Source organism: Streptomyces cucumeris (genome assembly GCF_024295805.1).
Taxonomy (GTDB): domain Bacteria; phylum Actinomycetota; class Actinomycetes; order Streptomycetales; family Streptomycetaceae; genus Streptomyces; species Streptomyces cucumeris.
Window position 1 is genome coordinate 101,223 of the sequence record NZ_JANCLX010000023.1, and the last position, 17,360, is coordinate 118,582.

The window sequence follows — 17,360 nt, forward strand, 5'->3', positions numbered from 1 at the left end:
GTCCTCCTGGGTGCGAGAGCGGCACAGGAGACATGGGGAGCGAAGCGGACATGGGACGGCACCGGATCATGGGGACGAACGGCCGGACGCTGGTGGCGGCCGTGGGTGTGGCGGGGGTGACCGCCCTTGCCGCCGTGTGGACGGCGCAGGCCGGTTCCGTGGAGTCGGTGCCGAGCGCGGCCCCGAAGCCGCGTCCGATCGTGGGCCAGACCTCGAAGCCGGATCCGAAACTGCCCGCCCCCCTGGTCAACATGGACATCGCGCACGCCTCCGAGAAGGGCGCCAAGGGCGTCAACATCACCATCGACGACGGCCCTGACCCGAACTGGACCCCGCAGGTCCTGGAGGTGCTCAAGGCCAACAACGCCAAGGCCACCTTCTGCATGGTGGGCCCGCAGGCACAGGCCCACCCGGACCTGGTGAAGGCGGTCGTCGCGGGCGGGCACCGGTTGTGCGACCACTCCATGTCGCACGACACCTCGATGGACAAGAAGTCCCGCGCCTACCAGTCCAAGGAGGTCCTCGACGCCCGGCGGATGATCGTCAAGGCGTCCGGGGGCGTCAAGCCGCTCTACTACCGCGCCCCGGGCGGTGCGTTCACCCCCTACAGCCGCCAGATCGCCGCCGCCCAGGGCATGCGGCCGCTGGGCTGGAACGTGGACTCCAAGGACTTCGAGAAGCCGGGCGCCGACGCCATGGTCAACACCGTCAAGAACGAGATCCACAACGGCCCGACCGTGCTCTTCCACGACGCGGGCGGCGACCGCGGCCAGACCGTCGAGGCGCTGCGCCGGATCCTCCCCTGGCTGAAGCAGCAGGGCTACACCTTCGGCTTCCCCGTCCGCTGACGCCGACGCCCCGGCGTCACCAGTGGTCCGGGGTCGGGACCGCCCGGCCGAAGTCGCCCGCGCGCAGCGCGTCGGTGGGGATCGACCAGTGCATCCAGCCGCCGTCGCCGCCGATCAGCCACTCGGCATACGGCCCGAGCTGGAGCAGGTGGTGATAGTCGTTCGGGTCTTCGCCGGACGGCACCAGCGGTGCGGAGCCGGTCGGGAACTCCGGCCGCCCGAAGGCGATGTCCTCGGAGTCGAGTGCGCCCGGCCGCTCCTTCCAGCCGGGGAGCCGGTCCAGGACGAAGACGTCCGGCATGGCCCTGGCCGTGTCACCGGCATCGGGCCCCAGGTCCAGCGTGTCCCACGCCGGGTCCCAGACGTCGGGGAAGGCGAACCCGGGGGTGACCGCCCACTCGACCGTGCCGAAGACGGTCGACCGCGCGGGTGCCTCGGCGGCGACGGCGTACGCGGAACGGGCCGCGACCACCCTGCTCAGCCGGGGGTCGGTGGGGCCGTAGCGGGAGAACGGCTCCCAGGCCCCGGGGTCGTGCCGCTCGGACTCCACATCCAGATAGAAGAAGTTGAGCAGGCCCGTCCCGGCCGGGAGCACACCGCCGAGCCAGGGTGCCAGGGCGTCGGTGTCGAGGACCGCGAACAGGCTCAGCGGAACGCCTTCGCACATCGGCCAGGGCGTGCCCGGTTCGAGCATCGCCCGCCCGCCGAACCGGCTGTGGCCGGTTTCCCCGGGAGCGGCCTCGGTGAGCGCGAAACCGGGCCGGGCGAGGCCGACGAAGCGGCCGGCGAGCTCCGGGCCGAGCCCCCGCGCGCAGAAGTCGCGCAGGGCGGCGAGGGTGGTCTTCGGGTCCGTGGCGGCGTCCATGACGGCATTCCAGCATCCGCCGCCGACAACCCGGGCCCGGGGTCACCCCGGTTGTCGGAGCCACGCGCTACGTTGCCGACATGGCTGAATTCGTACTCGTGGCAGGGGCCTGGCTCGGCGCGTGGGCCTGGGACGACGTGGTGCCGGAGCTGCGCGCCGCCGGGCACGGCGCGCATCCGCTGACGCTGTCCGGGCTGGCCGACAAGCAGGGCGTAGCGGCCGGACAGCAGACGCACGTCCGGGACATCGTGGACGAGATCGAGCGCCGTGACCTGCGCGATGTCATCCTCGTCGGCCACAGCTACTCCGGGATCCCGGTCGGCCAGGCCGCCGAGCGGATCGGCGGTCGGCTGGCCCGGATGGTCTTCGTCGACGCCAACGTCCCCGTGGACGGCGAGTCGTTCGTCATGAGCTGGCCGGACGGCCGGTCCACCGTCGAGGCGTCGTGCGCCGCCCACGACGGCTTCTGGGCCCCGCTCGGCGCCGGTGACTTCGCGGGCCAGGGCCTCACCGACGAACAGATCACCCGTATCGTCACCGGCGCCACCCCGCACCCCGGCGCCACCCTCACCGAGCCCGCCGCCCTCGCCCGTCCCCTCGGCGGTCTCCCGGCCACGTACGTCAAGTGCCTGCTGGACGGCCCCGAGCCGGGCCCCGACGCGGCCCGGCTGCTGGCCGGCGACCGTTGGCGGCTGGTCGAGCTGGACACCGGCCACTGGCCGATGTTCTCCCAGCCTCACGAGCTGGTCCGGATCCTCCTCGACGCGGCAGCCTGAGCGGGGCTCCTGATATGGCGATGTTCGTCCACCTGACGTCGGCGGCCAACGCGCCGCGGATCCGGCGGTCCGGGATCCGCGCGGCCGGTCACGGACAGGGCGGTGCGCGCGGTGTGTACTGCTTCCCGGTGCTGCCCTCGTACACCCTCACCCACCAATGGCTGCGCGAGCTGGGCCGGTCCGGCAGCAGGGGCGGTCTGGTGGCCGTCCACATACGGCTGGACGACGCCCAGCCGGTTCTGGCCGGCCACTACCGGGACCGGCGGCGGGGCGCCCAGGAGACGGTCCCGGCGGCCGAGGCGGTCCGGCGGATCGCCGCGCTCGACGACCCGCGCGGCTGGGAGGTGTTCGTCCCCCGGGCGATCCGCTCGCGCGAGATACACCGTGTCCGCAGCGCGCCCCAGGTCGTCGGCTGGCGCCACTGGCCCGACGCGCACGGCGTCCGCCCCTGCACCTGCAACGGCTGCCGGGTGCGCGGCGAGTACGGATCGCGGCGGCTGCGCGAACGGCTGCCGCATCCGCTGGACGGCCCGCCGCCACCGACCAGGGTGCTGCTCTCCCGCATCGCCGAGGCGGGTGACCCCGGAGACCCCTCGGTGCTGCGGGAGATCCTGCACTGGTTCTCCGGGCGCCGACGCGGCCCGCTCGGCCAACTGGCCCGCCTGGCCGCCCATCCCGACCCCACGGTGCGGGAGGAGCTGGTCTGGACGGTCGGCCGCTGGACCACCCCCGGCGTCAGCGAGCTGCTGGACGGCCTCGCCGGTGATCCGCACCCGGATGTCCGCGAGGCGGTGGAGGAGGTCAGTGAGCCGTGGTGATCACTGGCTCTTGGGCGTCAGCTCGGCCCACACCGTCTTGCCGACCAGCCCCGGGGTGACGCCCCAGCGGTCGGCCAGCTCCTCGACGAGCAGCAGCCCGTGCCCGGACTCGCCCGGCCCCTCCTCCTCCGGCCTCCGGCGCACGGCGGGCAGCCGGTCCGTACAGGCGTCCCGCACCTCGATGCGGAGGGTGCCGCCCGCGACCTTGAGTGTCAGTCGGACGTTGCGCCCCGGGACGCGGCCGTGAAGCGCGGCGTTCGCCGTCAGCTCGGCGATGATCAGCTCCGCGTTCTCCACCGGAAGACCCCAGGTGACGAGCCGTTCGGCGGCCATTAACCGACCGAGCTTGGCGCCTTTGCGGCTGGCGGAGAGCAGCACGGTGAAGTGCGAAACGGAGGTGTCGGTTCGAGTGATTTGTTGGCTCACGTCACTCAGAGTGGCCGTCTGTGCCTAGGCTGAAAAGTAGCCACGGGGATACGAGCGGTGACTGTCCGCCCGTTGCCCGGCCATGTCCGGATGACGTTGGGAGTGGGCCGGTATGGAGGACGAGGAGAGCGCGGCCGTGCTGCGGGCCGTCGGTCGCCAGATCAAGCTGTGGCGGGAGGCGGCCGGGCTGAAACAGGCCGAACTGGGGGCCGCGATCGGTTACGGAGAGGAACAGGTCTCGGCGGTCGAACGGGCCAGGCGGATCCCCAGCCCCGGGTTCCTGGACAAGGCGGATGAGGTGCTGGGGGCGAGCGGCAAGATCTCCGCGATGAAGAAGGATGTCGCGGAGGCGCGGTACCCGAAGAAGGTTCGGGATCTGGCGAAGTTGGAAGACGAAGCCGTCGAGTTGGGCGGGTATGGCAACCACAACATCCACGGTCTGCTCCAGACGGAGGAGTATGCCCGCGCGCTGTACGAGATGCGACGACCGTCTTTCACGGAAGACGAGATCGAGCGCTACGTCGGGGCGCGACTGGCCAGGCAGGAGATCTTCGAGCGTCGGCCTCGGGTCATGTTGGCTTTTGTCCAAGAGGAGGTGACGTTGCGGCGCCCACTCGGGGGCAAGATGGTGTTGCAGCGACAGCTCGAACACCTCTTGGAACTAGGCCAGTTGCGGCATGTCGAGATCCAGGTGATGCCGACCGTCCGTGAGGATCATGCTGGCATGGGTGGCGAGTTGGGCGTGCTGAAGCTCAACGACGGCGCGACGGTGGGCTACTCCGAAGCTCCGCTCACCAGTCGCGTGATCTCCAATCCCAAGGAGGTGCAGATCCTTGAACTGCGGTATGGGATCATCCGGGCGCAGGCCCTCACGCCGCGTGAGTCTCTGGCCTTCATCGAGAAACTGCGGGGAGAGACATGACCCTCAAGCCCGACGAGTGGATCAAGAGCAGCTACAGCGCCAGCAACAGCAACGACTGCGTTGAGGTCGCCGCAGACCCCTGCGGCAGCATCCACATCCGCGACTCCAAGGTCCCCGACGGCCCCCGGCTGGCCGTCACCCCGGCCGCCTGGACCGCCTTCCTCGGCTACGCCTCGCGGCGATAGGCGCCGGGGGAGACGCCCTCCCAGCGGGTGAACGCGCGGACGAACGAGGCCGCGCCGCTCATGCCGGCCTCATGGGCGATGCGTTCCAGCGTCCATGAGGTCGTGCTGAGCAGCTCCCGCGTCCGTTCGTGCCGTACGGCGTCCAGCAGTTCCCGCCATGACGTGTTCTCGTCGCTCAGCGCGCGGCGTAAGGTCCGTTCGCTGATCTGCAGGAGGGCGGCGACGTCCTGGGCGCGGATACCGCGCAGGTCGGACGTCTGGAGTATCGCCTTGGCCCGGTTGGCCGCCGATTCCTGGCGCCGGAGCTGCGCCAGCAACGCGTCCGCGTGGCGGCGGTGCAGGGCGGTGAGTGCGGGGTCCGTCGGGTTCCACCGCCGGTGGGCGTCCGCCGTCGGGACGACGATCTCGTAGCGGGGACGCTCGAAGAGCACCGGACAGCCGAAGACCTCGGCATAGTGGCCGGGGTCCCCGCCACAGGGGTGGGCGAAGGAGACGGAGCCGGGTGCCCATCCCGGACCGGTCACCCAGCGCGCGGCGGTGACGATCCCGGCGAGCCCCGCTTCCACCTGCTGGGGCTCGACCGGTACGGGCGGCACCTCGTACAGCAGCCGGGTGTACTGTCGCTCGCTGGCGAGGCTGAACCTCCCCGCCTCGTTGACCAGTGACTGGTACCGGATGCCGACCTCCGCCGCCTCGGCGAGGGTCGCGCAGTTCATGACGAGGTGGCCGACCACATGAAGGGCGCTGGGGCGGCGCCGGATGCCGAAATCGACCCCGGCGTGGGGATTTCCCGTGTCCTCCAGGATGGCGAGCCACAGATCACGGACGGACGTGCACGCGATGCGCTCGTCGGGCAGCGGCTGGGGCAGGGACTCCGCACATGCGGGAAATTCATCGGCCACCGCCTGAGCGTAACTGGCCGCGACAGACGGTTTCATGGGGTCGGACACCCGGCGCAGTCAACAGTTTGTCAGCTATGGGGTCAACCTGGGGGAAAGCCCTAGTGGCCGAGGTGCGGCAGCGCGTTCCCGGCCGCGATTCCGACCAGCGTTCCGACCGCGCAGGAGAGGGTGTACACGAGATACGCGACGGAACGGCCGCCGGGTGAAGAGGGCGGTGGCGGACTCGTTCCGTAGCCCGCATTCTTGAGATGGAGGTATGCGGCCCGCGGCCACCAGCCCAGCAGTGCCGGCGGAAGGCTTTGGTAGGCATACCGGTCCGGCTCTTCCAGGCGGTCGAGGCCGGCGGTGGAGACGAATGTGTCGCGTGCGCTTCTGTAGGCCTCCATGAGCGCGCTCCGGGGAATTCCGGTCACCTGGGAGGCGAGTTCCGCGGTGTCCGATTCGATCAATCCATGCCACAGCAGACGCTGTTCGACGGCGGGCAGAGCGATGAAGGCGCGGTTGAGATCGATGCCTTCCGGGAGTTCCCAGAGGGCGCCCTGGGCGACCCAGGTCCGGAATCCGGGAGAGGCCAGTGCGGGATCGCGTGAGGCCAGTTTGACCGCCGCGTGGCGGACCCGGTCGAGCAGATGGAGCCGGACACAGCCCATATAGCGGTCGCGGAAGACGGATTCGACCGTGTGGATGGCGCGCAGCAGGTCGGCGAACGCCTGCTGCGCCAGCGCGCGGGCGGATGCGTCGTCCTGGACGCAGCAGCGCGCGTAGCAGAGCACCGCCGCGTAGTGGCGGCTCGCCAGCAGGTCGAACAGCCGTGTCTCGCCGGAGCGGATCCTCGGGAACGTGGCCGCGTCGCTGGGGTGCGAGCGCGACGCGGGCTCGTGGGGGCGTTCACCCATGGGCGGAGCCGTCGCCGGAGCAGTTCGCGTGGTCGAGCGCGTCGGTCCGCTGCTGGCCGGTGAGGAGGTCATGGGTGTAGCCCGTCCCCATGCCGACCACCAGGCCCACGGCGGCGAGGCCCAGACACGCCTTGCGGTCCACGGTGCGCGGGGCTCCCGGCGGTCTGCTGGCAGCGGGAAGGGGCTGCGCGGTGTGCGGCGTGGGGGAGGGCGGCACCAGGGCCGCGCTCATGACCATGGCGATATCGGCCCACGGAGTCCGGCCCACCGATTTCTGCCGGAAGTACTGCCGCCCCGGCCACCAGCCGAGGACGGCCAGCGGCAGTTGCCGGGCGACCGTGGCGTCGAACCCCGCGATGCGGTGGAGGGTCCGGGTGCACCGGTCGCAGCCGGAGTGATGGGCGTCGGTCAGCCCGTCCCCACGCCCCTGGAGCAGCCGGGACATCTCCTCCATGCACACGCTGTTTCCCAGGGTGGCGATGAGGAGTTCGGCGTAGTGGTCGCGCAATCGACTGCGGGCCAGCAGGGAAGCGCCGGGAAGGAGATTCCGGTCCACCCCGGAAACGGCGGACACCAGCGGGGATTTCTCGTCCTCCGCCGTCGTGTGCCACAGCAGTGTCTGATCCGTGGCGGACAATTGGTGGAAGGACTGGGATAATTGGGCCGCGTTCTCCGCGGGCCATGGGCAGCCGTCCGCCACCCAGCCCGCGAACGGTATTCGCCGTCCGGCCCGCCGATGGCCGCAGCGCCGGGCAGCCTCATGACGGATGCGATACAGGAGAAAGGCGCGAACGGATTCGGGGCGGCGGGTATCGCGCGGTGCGGACAGCAGTGCCCGGAGCTGGGTGAACACCTGCTTCACCAGGGCCCGGCTGCGATTGCGGTCACCACCGGTGCAGCATGCCGCATAGGCGAACGCCGCCCGGCAGTGCCGGAGATAGAGCTTGCGGAAGCGAGTGGCCTCCGTCGTCTGTGTGGACCACAGCAGCGCTTGGTCGCTTTCGAAGCCGGGCAAGGCCACCGATTGGTACACGCTCATATGGACTTCTGTGCTCCCTCGGCCGGTGCTCGTCCTCTGCGAGGAAACTAGAAAAATCCATCACCGATGTCATTGACGCAACCGGCCACATCGTTGATCCAACCGGTCTGCCGGGAAGCGATGGCCTTTCGGAAAAGACCGATGCCCCGGCAGCCGGAAGCGGCTGCCGGGGCATCGGCGGGTGTGTGGAGCGGAAGGACTCCCGGGGTCGGACCGGGATCAGGCCGGGGGCGGACCCATCAGTGCGGGCTCGCGCTCGCCCTCACGGGCGGCGAACGGGCACTGCCAGTCCGCGGGCTTCGGGCGGCCGGAGTAGCGGCGGGTCTCCGAGAGCTGCTCGTACTCGAGCAGGTTGGGATTTATGTCGCCCTGGAGCTGGATGTCCTGCTTGCGGATCTTCTCCGCGAGCCGGTCCCACATGTTCGCGCCCTTGATGCGATCGAACTGCTCATGGGAGTTGAAGGCCAGCATCGGGAAGGGAGGACGGCGGCCCCAGCGGCGGTGCGTCTCATGGAGACCGATGACGAAGAAGGGATGACCGGCGACGCTGTAGGCGAACTCCTGGGCCTGCGGATCGGAGGAATAGCCCTCGGCCCAGCGATAGGACCGGGCGTCCTGTTCATGCAGGAGCTGGAGCTGTTCCCACAGCAGCTCCTCGAACCGCAGCTCGTCCACCCCGCGGGGCTGCTCGAACGTCGCGATGAAACTCGTGAACGACCGGGCGCTCCAGTCCGCCCCGTCCACGAAATCCGCGAGATCGAGTGCCATCAGCCGGGCCGAATCCTCGGAACCCATCAGGTCGTAGTGACGATGGGTGATGCCACCCTTGCGCCAGGCGGAGCGTCCCGCCAGGCAGGCGAACCGGTCACCCAGGATGAACCGCTCCACCTCGTCACGTGCGTCCAGTGTCATGGCCAGCCTTCCTTCCAACTACGTGCCTCCTCGCTGGGAGCTCATCTCCTTCTCACATCCGAAGGCGCCCGCCCTGATCACCTGCGTACGAGTACGGGGAGAACGGAGAAGGTCGCCTCGCTGATTGTGACCGCCGACGGCCCGTAGGCGAAATCCGTATGCGGCCCCGATGCCTCGACGGCGGTGTGAGATGCGTCGGCGACGGAAGGGACGGTTCCGCCTATACTGCGCCGCCCTCCGGCCGGAACTAGTAATCATTGCTCTATCGGCCCGATCTTGAGGTGCCTAGGGTCGCCGGAATGCACGGGGTATGGCTGTTCGGTCACAGGCGGGGAGTCCCGCGCGCGGCAGCCGTGTGGTGGCTGCCCCGGGGACGCTTCCGACCGGGTGTGACCGTCCTGTCACAGGCCGGGGGCGGCGAGGACGTCGGTCTGGTGACGCTGCGGCCCGGGGAGGCCGGGGCAGCGGCGGCCCAGGAGGACGCTCTGGGGTATCTGTACCGGGCGCACCGGCTGTCCCTGGTGCGGCTGGCGGTGCTGCTCGTGGGCGATCAGGCGACGGCCGAGGACGTGGTGCAGGATGTGTTCACGGCGGTGTGCCGCCGGTGGCGGGTGCTGGACGACGGCAGGAGCGTGCTGCCGTATCTGCGGCGGGCCGTGGTCAACCGGGCCCGGTCGGTGCTGCGCCGCCGCCGGGTGGCCAACGCGTTCCGGCCGGACCCGCAGCGGCACGTGGACTCCGCGGAGGACACCGTGCTGCTGGCGTCCGAACACCGTGAGGTGCTGGCGGCGCTGCGCCGACTGGCTCCCCGGCAGCGGGAGGTCCTGGTGCTGCGGTACTGGGCGGGGTTGTCGGAGGCCGAGATAGCCGAGGCGATGGACATCTCCAAGGGAGCCGTGAAGTCGATGACCCACCGGTCCCTGGCCGCGCTGCGCAAGCGGATGGAGTCGTGACCGGCGTGGCGCCGGGGGAGGATCCGGTGGAACGGCAGACGTCCGAGGCGGCCGAGGCCGGGGAACTGGAGGAGCTGCTGCGGGCTGCCATGGTGGCGCGGACCGCGCGGGTCACCGGAGGGTCGCTGCGGCCGGAAGGGGTTCGGTCCGCGCAGACCGCCCGTACGGGCCCCAGGTGGCGGCCGCGGCCCCTGCTGCTCGCCGGGGGAGCGGTGGCCGCCGCGTTACTCATGTTCGTCATGGCGGTCGTCGTTCCGCACCGGTGGGGCGAGGACGAGCGGCACCGGCAGGTGGCGCCCGCCGCCCGCCGGGTCGCGCTGCAGGGGGTGAGTTTCGAGGTGCCCCGGGGCTGGACGGTCTGGCAGCCCGACCGGGGTGTCCAGGCATGTGTCCAGCCGCCCGGTGTCCCGCACGACATCGACCACTGCCAGTCCAGGGGTATCCAGATCGCCACGCGGACCGGGGACCAGAGCGAGGCCGTGGAGGAGGACGACGGCTGGCAGGCGCAGCCGTTCTGCTGGACCAAGAGCGGGAAGGCGGCCCCGTTCGACGCGATCCGGACCAGCCGTCTGAAGGACCGGTCCACCCTGAAGGTCTCCGGCCGTCAGGCCCACTACCGGGCGTGGCGTGTGACGTGCGCCAGTGGCCAGGTCTTCACGGCCCGGCTGTGGTGGATCCCCCGCCATGAGCTGAGCATCCGTGCCTACCGGCTCGGCCCGCGGGACGTGGGCCGGGCCGAGCGGCTGGTCTCCTCGCTCATCGTGCGCTGAGCGTTGCGCAGGGGCTTGGGAGCGGGCTTGGGAGCGGGCTCGGGGACGGCCTCGGGAGCGGGCCGGAAATTCTTCTGCGGAACCAGGCAACCTTCACGCGCCCCGCGCGTGTATCTGGCAGGTCGCCTCAGCGGCCCGGACCGGCGTATCCGCCGCGTCCCGATCGTCGAACGCAAGGCCGGGCCCGTGCCCGGCCACCACCATGAACGAGGTTCCCCCCATGACTTCCCGCTCCCGAAGCTGGATCGCCGCCGCTCTGCTGACCGGGGTGCTGGCCACCCTGCCCGCCTGCAACAACGACGACTCCTCCGGCAAGGACTCCTCCGCGAAGGGTTCTTCGTCCGAGGGCGCGTCCGGCAAGGAATCCGGCTCCGGCAAGGAATCCGGCTCCGATTCCGGCTCCGATTCCGGCCAGGACGGCTCCGGCCAGGACTCCCAGGTGGCTCCCGGGGAGAAGGACCCTGCCGGTGGCGGTGGCTCCGCCTGTCGCAGCCTGACGGCGACAGCCGAGGTGAAGGCGGCGGTGAAGGCCGCGTACTCGCGCTCGTTCTCCCAGTTCCAGCACGTCAAGCCCACCCCTGGCAGCTTCTACTACGGCCAGTGCGGCGGCACACGCTATGCGGGCACCACGTTCTCGCTGACGGCTGGCCACTCGGAGAAGGAGGCGGTCGGTATGCAGGACGAGGGGGCGACCATGAAGTACTTCAGCTCCACCGGCGGCGACTGGTCCTACCTCGCGTCCGGCGCGCTGGAGCTGGCCGAGGGCTGCAAGGCCGTCAAGCAGATCCCGGCCGAGATGGCGCGGGTGTGGGGTGACTGCCCGGCCGGGTGAGGACACGGCCGTGGCCCGTTCCCCCCGGGGCCAGGGCCGGTGCAGGGGCCCCGGCGGCGATCATGCCGTCGGGGCCCCTTCTGCGGTGACCGCCGTGGTCCGCGGTGCGGGGGCGGTTACCGCGCCACGAGCTGGACGATCGCCACGGTGCCCACCGTCACGATGAGCGCGCGCAGCACCTTTGGGCTGAACCGGCGGCCCACCGCGGCCCCTATCTGACCGCCCAGGGCGGAGCCGACCGCGATCAGGGCGACGGCCGTCCAGTCGAAGTGGGCGGCGAAGAGGAAGAAGACCGCGGCGACGGAGTTGACCACGGCCACGTAGACGTTCTTGGCTGCGTTGAGGCGTTGCAGGGGTTCGTCGAGCAGCATGCCCATCAGGGACATGTAGATGATCCCCTGGGCCGCCGCGAAGTAGCCGCCGTAGACGCTGGCCAGCGTCAGACCGATGAAGAGCAGCGGGCCGCCGTCCTGGTGGACCGGGCCGCCCGATCTCTCACGGCGTTCGCGTACCGCCCGGCTGATCCTCGGCTGGAGGATGACCAGCACCAGCGCCAGGCCCACCAGCACCGGCACGATCGTCTCGAAGGCCGTACTGGGCAGTGCCAGCAGCAGCGTGGCCCCGGCGAGACCGCCGATGAGGGCGGCCGAACAGAGCTTCAGGATGCGGCGGCGCTGGCCGGTGAGCTCCTTGCGGTAGCCGATCGCGCCGCTGATGGAGCCCGGGACCAGCCCCAGCCCGTTGGAGACGGTCGCGGTGACGGGCGGCAGACCGGTGGCCAGCAGAACGGGGAAGGTGATCAGTGTCCCGGAGCCGACGACGGTGTTGATGGCCCCCGCGCCGGTGCCCGCCGCGAAGACGGCGGCCATCTCCCACGGAGTCACGCCGACTCTTTCATGGTGCAACTGGTACCCATGGGCGACGACGGTAGATCACGATCGGTCCGCTGACCAGCGGTGGCTGGACCGACATGGATGGCCGGCGATCTACTCTGCGTCATGGGTACACGACAGCACGCGGTGACGCCGCGCGAAGACTTCCCCCGTCTCTACTCCGCGGCACAGGTGGCCGCCCTCGTCGACTCGCTCGGCCACCGGGCCGAGTTCCCGTACGAGCTGACCTACCTCGGCGACGGCAGCGAAATGTGGCGGGAGGGCGAGGAACAGTCCGACCCCGCCGCCGCGCCGAGGCTGGGCGAGCTCGACACGATCATCACCCGTCACGCCGGGCAACTCCTCTCCCTCGCCCCGGCTTCAACGGCGGTGGAGATCGTCGATCTCGGGCCGGGAACGACGCGTCCCATCCGCGGTCTGATCCGCCACCTGCTGGACGCCGACCGCCTGGCCGGTTATCGCGCCATGGACATCAGCGCCGAGCTCCTCGAACTGGCCAGGCGGAACCTGCGGGCCGACTTCCCCGGTCACGCCGAGGGCTTCGAGCTGGGCCAGGGCGACTTCACCGGACCCGATCTCGCCCGGGTCCTCACCGCCGGGCGGATATCCGGCCACGGTGGCACCGATCCGGTCCGCTTCGTCGTGCTGGCCGGCGCGACGGTGTACAACTTCGCCGATCCGGCCGAGGTCCTGCGCCACGTACGGAGCGCCATGAGCGACCGGGACGTGCTGCTGCTGACCCTGCGCATCGACACCGGTGTCGACCGGCCCCCGTTCATGGACGAGGTCAGCGTGGGCGGCCCGTACAAGCCGCAGCAACTGGCGGGGCTGGATCTGATCGGTGTGGACCGCTCCTGGTACGTCACGGAAACCGGGTTCGACCGCGAGCGCAGCGAAGTGTTCGTCCGGGCACGGTTCCTGGAGCCGGTCGCCGTGACCTTCGACGTCGGACCGGACCGGAGGACGGTCTCGTTCGAGCCGGGCGACACCGTGCTCGTCTGGCGCTACCTCTACCAGGACAGCGCGGCGGTGGCCGATCAGCTCACCCGCTGCGGGCTTCGGGTGCGCCTGTTCGAGCACGGCCAGGACAAGCAGATCGTCCTCGTGGCCGCGGCGCCGGAACGGTGAGCGCCGTGGCCCGCCCGGCAACAACCGGACAAGATCCTCTGGGCGTGCCAGGAGTCGGCTAGATTTCTTCGAAATGGCGTTCTATGGCGAGGGGTTGGAAGATGAACCTGAAGTTTCCCACCGTGGCAGAACTCCGTGAGGAGCACGACCTCGGCACGCTCAAGCCGGTGAGCCGGGACACCTGCTGGTCCGTCCAGCTCAAGGACGACGACGGCCTTGAGCCCGCCGACGTGCAGGTCGTCTGACGGTCCTGGGACCGGCTGGATCTCGTCGACAAGTCTTTCCGCAGCGAAGGGTTGGAAGATGAACCTGAAGTTCCCCACCGCGGCAGAACTCCGTGAGGAGCAGGACCTCCGCACGCTCAAGCCGGTGAGCCGGGACACCGGCTGGAACGTTCACCTGAAGGACGACGACGGCCTTGAGCCCGCCGACGTCCAGGGAATCTGACGGTCAAGGAGTGAGCTCCACGGCCCCCGTCGGCCCCGCCGGGCGCGGCGGGGGCGCCCCCCGGCCCGGCGCGGACGGGGGGGTGGCGCCCACCCGGCTCTCGCCGGACGACACCCGCAAAGCCCGTGTGTCCGGCACCCACCGCGTGCTGGCCCCCGCCGAAACACTGCGCCGGATCGAGCCACTGCTGCCGGTCGTCGGTATCACCCGGCTCGCCGATGTCACCTGGCTCGACGACATCGGCATACCGGTCCACCAGGCCATCCGCCCCGGCTCCCGGACGATCTCGGTCAGCCAGGGCAAGGGGCTCACCCACGAGCTCGCCAGGATCTCCGCCGCCATGGAATCGATCGAGTCCTGGCACGCCGAGCGCCTGGATCCCGGCGAAGTGACCGCGACCGTGGCCGACATGGAGCCGATCTGCGGCTATCGCGTCCGGGATCTGCCCCTGGAGCCCCGCCACCACCTCTGGCCCGGCGTGGAGCTCGAATGGACGGCGGCACGCCGCCTGGACGACGGCGCTGACACCTTCCTGCCAACCGAGCTGCTGCGCCTGGACGGCCGGGTGCGCGACACCTGGATGCCGCCCCTGTTCGTCCAGAACAGCAATGGGCTGGCCGCTGGGAACACCGTCGCCGAAGCGGCACTCCACGGCCTCTACGAGGTCATCGAACGCGACTGTCTGGCCCGCGCCGGGACGGGCACCTCACCGGCCCTGGACCTGACCACCGTGGACGGCCCGGCCCGGGAACCGCTGGAGCTCATGGAGGCGGCCGAGGTCGAGGTCCGGGTCGAGGTGCTTCCCTCGCCCACCGGGCTCGCCTGTTTCCTGGCCACCATCTGGAGCGAGGAGTTCCCGGTGCTCTTCGCCGGTGCCGGGGCCCATCTCGACCGTGACGTCGCCCTGTGCCGTGCCCTGACCGAAGCCGCGCAGTCGCGCGCCACCCAGATCGCCGGAGCCCGGGACGACCTCACCACGGGCGCCTACCGGCGCGCCGCCGCGGGCTGGTCCGGGCCTTCCGCATCGCTTCCGGAGGCCGGTGGGGTCACCTATGACGGCATCGCCTCCGTCCGTAACGCATCCCTCGCGGACGATCTGCGCACCACCGTCGCGAGTGTCCTCTCCGTGACCGGACGAGCCCCGCTGGTCGCGGACCACACCCGGCCGGAGTTGGGCATCCCCGTCGTACGGGTGGTCTGCCCCGGGCTCGGCCACGAGACGGCGTTCACCTCATGAACCGGTACCTCCTGATCGGCCCCAGCCTGCCGGACGCCGCCGACCTGCCCGCTACCGACGGCATCACCGTCCTGCCCCCGGTGGCCGCCGGGGACCTGCTGGAACTCGCCCCGCGGCGCGGAGACGTCGTCGGCATCGCCGACGGCTACTTCCGCCAGACCCGGGCCGTCCGGCACAAGGAGATCCTCACGCTGCTCCAACGCGGTGTGACGGTCCTCGGGGCCGCCAGTATGGGCGCCCTGCGCGCGGCCGAACTCGACACCTTCGGCATGCGCGGAGTGGGCCGCGTCTACCGCGACTACCGTGACGGCCGGCTGACGGCCGACGACGAGGTGGCCCTGGTGCACGGCCCGGCGGACGAGGGCTACCGGCCCCTCTCCGAAGCGCTCGTCAACATCCGGGCGACCCTGCGCCTGGGTGTGCGGGACGGGATTCTCGACGCCCCCACCGCCGACCGCCTCATCGCCGCCCTGGCACGGCGGCCGTACCGTCTGCGCTCCTACCCGGCGCTCCTCCGGCTCGCCCGCGAGACCGGGACACCGCCCGCTCAGGCCGAGGCGCTCCGGCGGCTGTGCACCACCCGGGCCGTCGACCTCAAACGGGACGACGCACTGCGACTGGTCCACGAACTGCGCACGGCCGACGGGAGCCGTGCGGAGGAGCCCACGGGCCACTCGCCCGCCTCGGGCGTCGCACCCACGCTCTACGCGCACCGCTGGCAGTTGCTGGCCCGGTCCGTCGCGACCGGGGACGGTGAGGCCGCCGAGATGAGCGTGCTGCGGATGTGTCAGCTCTTCGCCCGCGACTACCCGGACTTCTACCGGGACCTGGTCCTCGGCCATCTGGTCCGGGAGTGCGCCGCCACCTGCCGGACCCGGCCCGGGGGAGCACTCCTCGACGGGGCGCTGGAGCATGCGCGGCATCGCCATGTCATCCCCGGCCACCGGCCGGGCGAGCCCGGGGACCTGGCCTTCCTCGACCTGTGGCTGACCCCGGCGGAGCGGGCCGCGCACCCGCTCAAGGACCAGCTCGGCCGCTTCCTCGTGCGGAGCTTCCAGCTCACACCCGGAGTCCCCGCGGACCATCTGGCGCTGGAAGCGCTGCGCCGGCGGCCGGTCTTCCCGGCGGCGGCGAAGCTGGTGACCGCGGCACGGTCGGTGAACGGCCACGCACAGCGGACTCGGCCCGCCTTCGACGTCCACACCCTGTCGGCGAGCCGTGTCTCGGCCCATATCGGCGAACGGTGGGGAGCCGAGGACGGGGCGCTGGAACTGCACGCCCGGGACCGGGGCATGAGCTCGCGGGACATCCTGATCGCCGCGGCCCGGCCGTACCACCTGCTGTCCAGGTACAACCCGGAGCTCATGGAGCTGCGGATCGGCCGGCCGGACGGGAGCCCGTCGTCGGGGAGCCCGTCGTGCGGGAAGTCGGAGGCCGTGGCGGGATTCGAACCCACGTAACTCGCTTTGCAGGCGAGCCCCTGAACCACTCGGGCACACGGCCGGTGTGTCGTGCTGTGCTTCGACGATAGGGCGGGGTCCGGTGGGGTATCAACGCGTCGGCCAGGGCTGCCATACGACTGACACGCCCCGTTCACAGTGGGCCCGGGACCGGCCCCGCCGGGGGTTCACGGGCGGGCGGGGCGGCCCGCGAGGAAGTCCTCGACCAGCGGGCGGAAGAGGTCCGGCTCGTCCACCCACGGGTAGTGGCCCACCCCGTGCAGCGGCTGGGTCCGGCCGTCGGGGAAGGACTCCGCGACCAGTTCACCGGCGCGTACGCCGGTCACCGCGTCCCGGTCGCCGGTCACCGTCAGCACGGGGCAGGGGACTTCGCGCAGCCGGGCCAGCACCGCGCGGCGCCCCGCCTCGTCGACGCCCTGCCAGAAGCCCGCGCGCGGCACCGGGCCGAGCTGTTCGCCCTCGGCCGCGGCGTGCGCCCGCTGGGGTTCGTCCCAGCGGCCGTACGCCATCGGGGCGGCCTGGAGCAGCAGCCTGCGCACCTCGGTGAAGTCGGAGGTGTCGGGCAGGAGCTGTACCGCGACATACGCCTCCTGCCACCACGGCTCGTCCGCGCGCGCTTCGAAGATCTCCCGGGCGTCCTCGGGCAGTTCGCCCTGGAGCCGGGCGCCCGGACAGACGAGGACGAGATGGGTGAGGTGCTCGGGGTGTGCCGCCGCATACGCCTGGGCCGTGGCCGCCGCCGCGTCGTGCGCCAGCAGCGGGAAGCGGTTCAGCCCCAGATGGCGGCGGAGCGCCTCCAGGTCCTCGGCCAGCCCGGGGAAGGAGTATCCGCTGGGGTCGGTGGCCGGAGGGGAGTCCCCGGTGCCGCGGCTGTCGGGGATGATCAGCGTGTGCTGCGCGTCCAGCCCGCCGAGATCGCCCAGGTAGGCGGCGTCCCGCCCGGGCCCGCCGGCCAGACAGATCAGCGGCGGCCGCGCGGAGCCGTCCCGGGCCTCCAGGACGCGGTAGGCCAGCTCGGTGTTGTCGTACGACGTGTAGTGCGGCATAGAGG

Annotated in this window: 21 protein-coding genes and 1 tRNA gene; 13 read left to right on the plus strand and 9 right to left on the minus strand. The window is 71.1% G+C overall.

What is annotated here, in order from left to right; genetic code table 11:
* Nucleotides 1-50 precede the first annotated feature (50 nt).
* Complete coding sequence (locus NMK44_RS28420) at nucleotides 51-848, plus strand: polysaccharide deacetylase family protein (protein WP_254748404.1); 798 nt, start codon at nucleotides 51-53, stop codon at nucleotides 846-848.
* A gap of 16 nt (nucleotides 849-864) precedes the next feature.
* On the opposite strand, the gene NMK44_RS28425 is transcribed toward NMK44_RS28420, so the two are convergent.
* Entirely contained in the window at nucleotides 865-1,713 is an 849-nt protein-coding gene (locus tag NMK44_RS28425; protein ID WP_254748283.1) for a DUF1963 domain-containing protein, read from the minus strand.
* 80 nt (nucleotides 1,714-1,793) lie between these two features.
* Between NMK44_RS28425 and NMK44_RS28430 the strand changes: the two genes are divergently transcribed.
* Both NMK44_RS28430 and NMK44_RS28435 read left to right on the plus strand, forming a co-directional pair.
* The gene (locus NMK44_RS28430) at nucleotides 1,794-2,489 is read left to right on the plus strand and encodes an alpha/beta fold hydrolase (protein ID WP_254748285.1); all 696 of its coding nucleotides are present in this window, start codon (nucleotides 1,794-1,796) and stop codon (nucleotides 2,487-2,489) included.
* 14 nt (nucleotides 2,490-2,503) lie between these two features.
* On the plus strand, nucleotides 2,504-3,307 hold the full coding sequence (locus NMK44_RS28435) for a HEAT repeat domain-containing protein (RefSeq protein WP_254748287.1): 804 nt from the start codon (nucleotides 2,504-2,506) through the stop codon (nucleotides 3,305-3,307).
* Here the strand turns inward: NMK44_RS28435 and NMK44_RS28440 are convergent, their stop codons facing one another.
* Nucleotides 3,308-3,733, minus strand: a complete 426-nt coding sequence (locus tag NMK44_RS28440) for an ATP-binding protein (protein ID WP_254748289.1) — start codon at nucleotides 3,731-3,733, stop codon at nucleotides 3,308-3,310.
* Between the two features lie 112 nt (nucleotides 3,734-3,845).
* On the opposite strand from NMK44_RS28440, the gene NMK44_RS28445 reads away from it, so the two are divergent.
* Both NMK44_RS28445 and NMK44_RS28450 read left to right on the plus strand, forming a co-directional pair.
* Nucleotides 3,846-4,655, plus strand: coding sequence for a helix-turn-helix domain-containing protein (locus tag NMK44_RS28445; RefSeq protein WP_254748291.1), 810 nt, complete (start codon nucleotides 3,846-3,848; stop codon nucleotides 4,653-4,655).
* Nucleotides 4,652-4,840, plus strand: a complete 189-nt coding sequence (locus NMK44_RS28450) for a DUF397 domain-containing protein (protein WP_254748293.1) — start codon at nucleotides 4,652-4,654, stop codon at nucleotides 4,838-4,840. Before NMK44_RS28445 ends, NMK44_RS28450 begins: the two co-directional genes overlap by 4 nt.
* On the opposite strand, the gene NMK44_RS28455 is transcribed toward NMK44_RS28450, so the two are convergent.
* The 4 genes from NMK44_RS28455 to gntA all read right to left on the minus strand — a co-directional run bounded on the left by NMK44_RS28455 (nucleotide 4,822) and on the right by gntA (nucleotide 8,589).
* Nucleotides 4,822-5,742 carry an AraC family transcriptional regulator gene (locus tag NMK44_RS28455; RefSeq protein WP_254748295.1) on the minus strand — a complete coding sequence of 307 codons (921 nt, stop codon included), beginning with the start codon at nucleotides 5,740-5,742 and terminating at the stop codon, nucleotides 4,822-4,824. The genes NMK44_RS28450 and NMK44_RS28455 overlap by 19 nt on opposite strands.
* A gap of 98 nt (nucleotides 5,743-5,840) precedes the next feature.
* Entirely contained in the window at nucleotides 5,841-6,638 is a 798-nt protein-coding gene (locus tag NMK44_RS28460; protein WP_254748297.1) for an RNA polymerase sigma factor, read from the minus strand.
* Entirely contained in the window at nucleotides 6,631-7,677 is a 1,047-nt protein-coding gene (locus NMK44_RS28465; RefSeq protein WP_254748298.1) for a hypothetical protein, read from the minus strand. The genes NMK44_RS28460 and NMK44_RS28465 overlap by 8 nt, the downstream gene beginning before the upstream one ends.
* A gap of 219 nt (nucleotides 7,678-7,896) precedes the next feature.
* Nucleotides 7,897-8,589 (minus strand): guanitoxin biosynthesis heme-dependent pre-guanitoxin N-hydroxylase GntA, encoded by a 693-nt coding sequence (gntA, locus tag NMK44_RS28470; RefSeq protein ID WP_254748300.1) that lies wholly within the window; start codon nucleotides 8,587-8,589, stop codon nucleotides 7,897-7,899.
* Between the two features lie 389 nt (nucleotides 8,590-8,978).
* Here gntA and NMK44_RS28475 point away from each other — a divergent pair, with 389 nt between their 5' ends.
* The 3 genes from NMK44_RS28475 (at nucleotide 8,979) to NMK44_RS28485 (ending at nucleotide 11,144) form a co-directional block, all read left to right on the plus strand.
* The gene (locus tag NMK44_RS28475) at nucleotides 8,979-9,542 is read left to right on the plus strand and encodes an RNA polymerase sigma factor (RefSeq protein ID WP_254748301.1); all 564 of its coding nucleotides are present in this window, start codon (nucleotides 8,979-8,981) and stop codon (nucleotides 9,540-9,542) included.
* 26 nt (nucleotides 9,543-9,568) lie between these two features.
* Nucleotides 9,569-10,312: a hypothetical protein gene (locus NMK44_RS28480; protein ID WP_254748303.1), complete on the plus strand. Its 744-nt coding sequence runs from the start codon at nucleotides 9,569-9,571 to the stop codon at nucleotides 10,310-10,312.
* A gap of 220 nt (nucleotides 10,313-10,532) precedes the next feature.
* Nucleotides 10,533-11,144 (plus strand): hypothetical protein, encoded by a 612-nt coding sequence (locus NMK44_RS28485; RefSeq protein WP_254748304.1) that lies wholly within the window; start codon nucleotides 10,533-10,535, stop codon nucleotides 11,142-11,144.
* Between the two features lie 116 nt (nucleotides 11,145-11,260).
* Here the strand turns inward: NMK44_RS28485 and NMK44_RS28490 are convergent, their stop codons facing one another.
* Nucleotides 11,261-12,028, minus strand: a complete 768-nt coding sequence (locus tag NMK44_RS28490; RefSeq protein WP_254748315.1) for a sulfite exporter TauE/SafE family protein — start codon at nucleotides 12,026-12,028, stop codon at nucleotides 11,261-11,263.
* Between the two features lie 114 nt (nucleotides 12,029-12,142).
* On the opposite strand from NMK44_RS28490, the gene NMK44_RS28495 reads away from it, so the two are divergent.
* From NMK44_RS28495 to NMK44_RS28515, 5 genes are all read left to right on the plus strand, one after another.
* On the plus strand, nucleotides 12,143-13,165 hold the full coding sequence (locus NMK44_RS28495; protein WP_254748317.1) for an L-histidine N(alpha)-methyltransferase: 1,023 nt from the start codon (nucleotides 12,143-12,145) through the stop codon (nucleotides 13,163-13,165).
* Between the two features lie 101 nt (nucleotides 13,166-13,266).
* Nucleotides 13,267-13,410 (plus strand): hypothetical protein, encoded by a 144-nt coding sequence (locus NMK44_RS28500; RefSeq protein ID WP_254748319.1) that lies wholly within the window; start codon nucleotides 13,267-13,269, stop codon nucleotides 13,408-13,410.
* 58 nt (nucleotides 13,411-13,468) lie between these two features.
* Entirely contained in the window at nucleotides 13,469-13,612 is a 144-nt protein-coding gene (locus NMK44_RS28505) for a hypothetical protein (RefSeq protein WP_254748321.1), read from the plus strand.
* 10 nt (nucleotides 13,613-13,622) lie between these two features.
* Nucleotides 13,623-14,849, plus strand: coding sequence for a YcaO-like family protein (locus NMK44_RS28510; protein WP_254748323.1), 1,227 nt, complete (start codon nucleotides 13,623-13,625; stop codon nucleotides 14,847-14,849).
* The gene (locus NMK44_RS28515; RefSeq protein ID WP_254748325.1) at nucleotides 14,846-16,309 is read left to right on the plus strand and encodes a TfuA-like protein; all 1,464 of its coding nucleotides are present in this window, start codon (nucleotides 14,846-14,848) and stop codon (nucleotides 16,307-16,309) included. Before NMK44_RS28510 ends, NMK44_RS28515 begins: the two co-directional genes overlap by 4 nt.
* Here the strand turns inward: NMK44_RS28515 and NMK44_RS28520 are convergent.
* Nucleotides 16,281-16,352, minus strand: a tRNA-Cys gene (locus NMK44_RS28520). The two genes, NMK44_RS28515 and NMK44_RS28520, sit on opposite strands and share 29 nt — an antisense overlap.
* A gap of 124 nt (nucleotides 16,353-16,476) precedes the next feature.
* On the minus strand, nucleotides 16,477-17,355 hold the full coding sequence (locus NMK44_RS28525; protein ID WP_254748406.1) for an alpha/beta fold hydrolase: 879 nt from the start codon (nucleotides 17,353-17,355) through the stop codon (nucleotides 16,477-16,479).
* Nucleotides 17,356-17,360 lie beyond the last annotated feature (5 nt).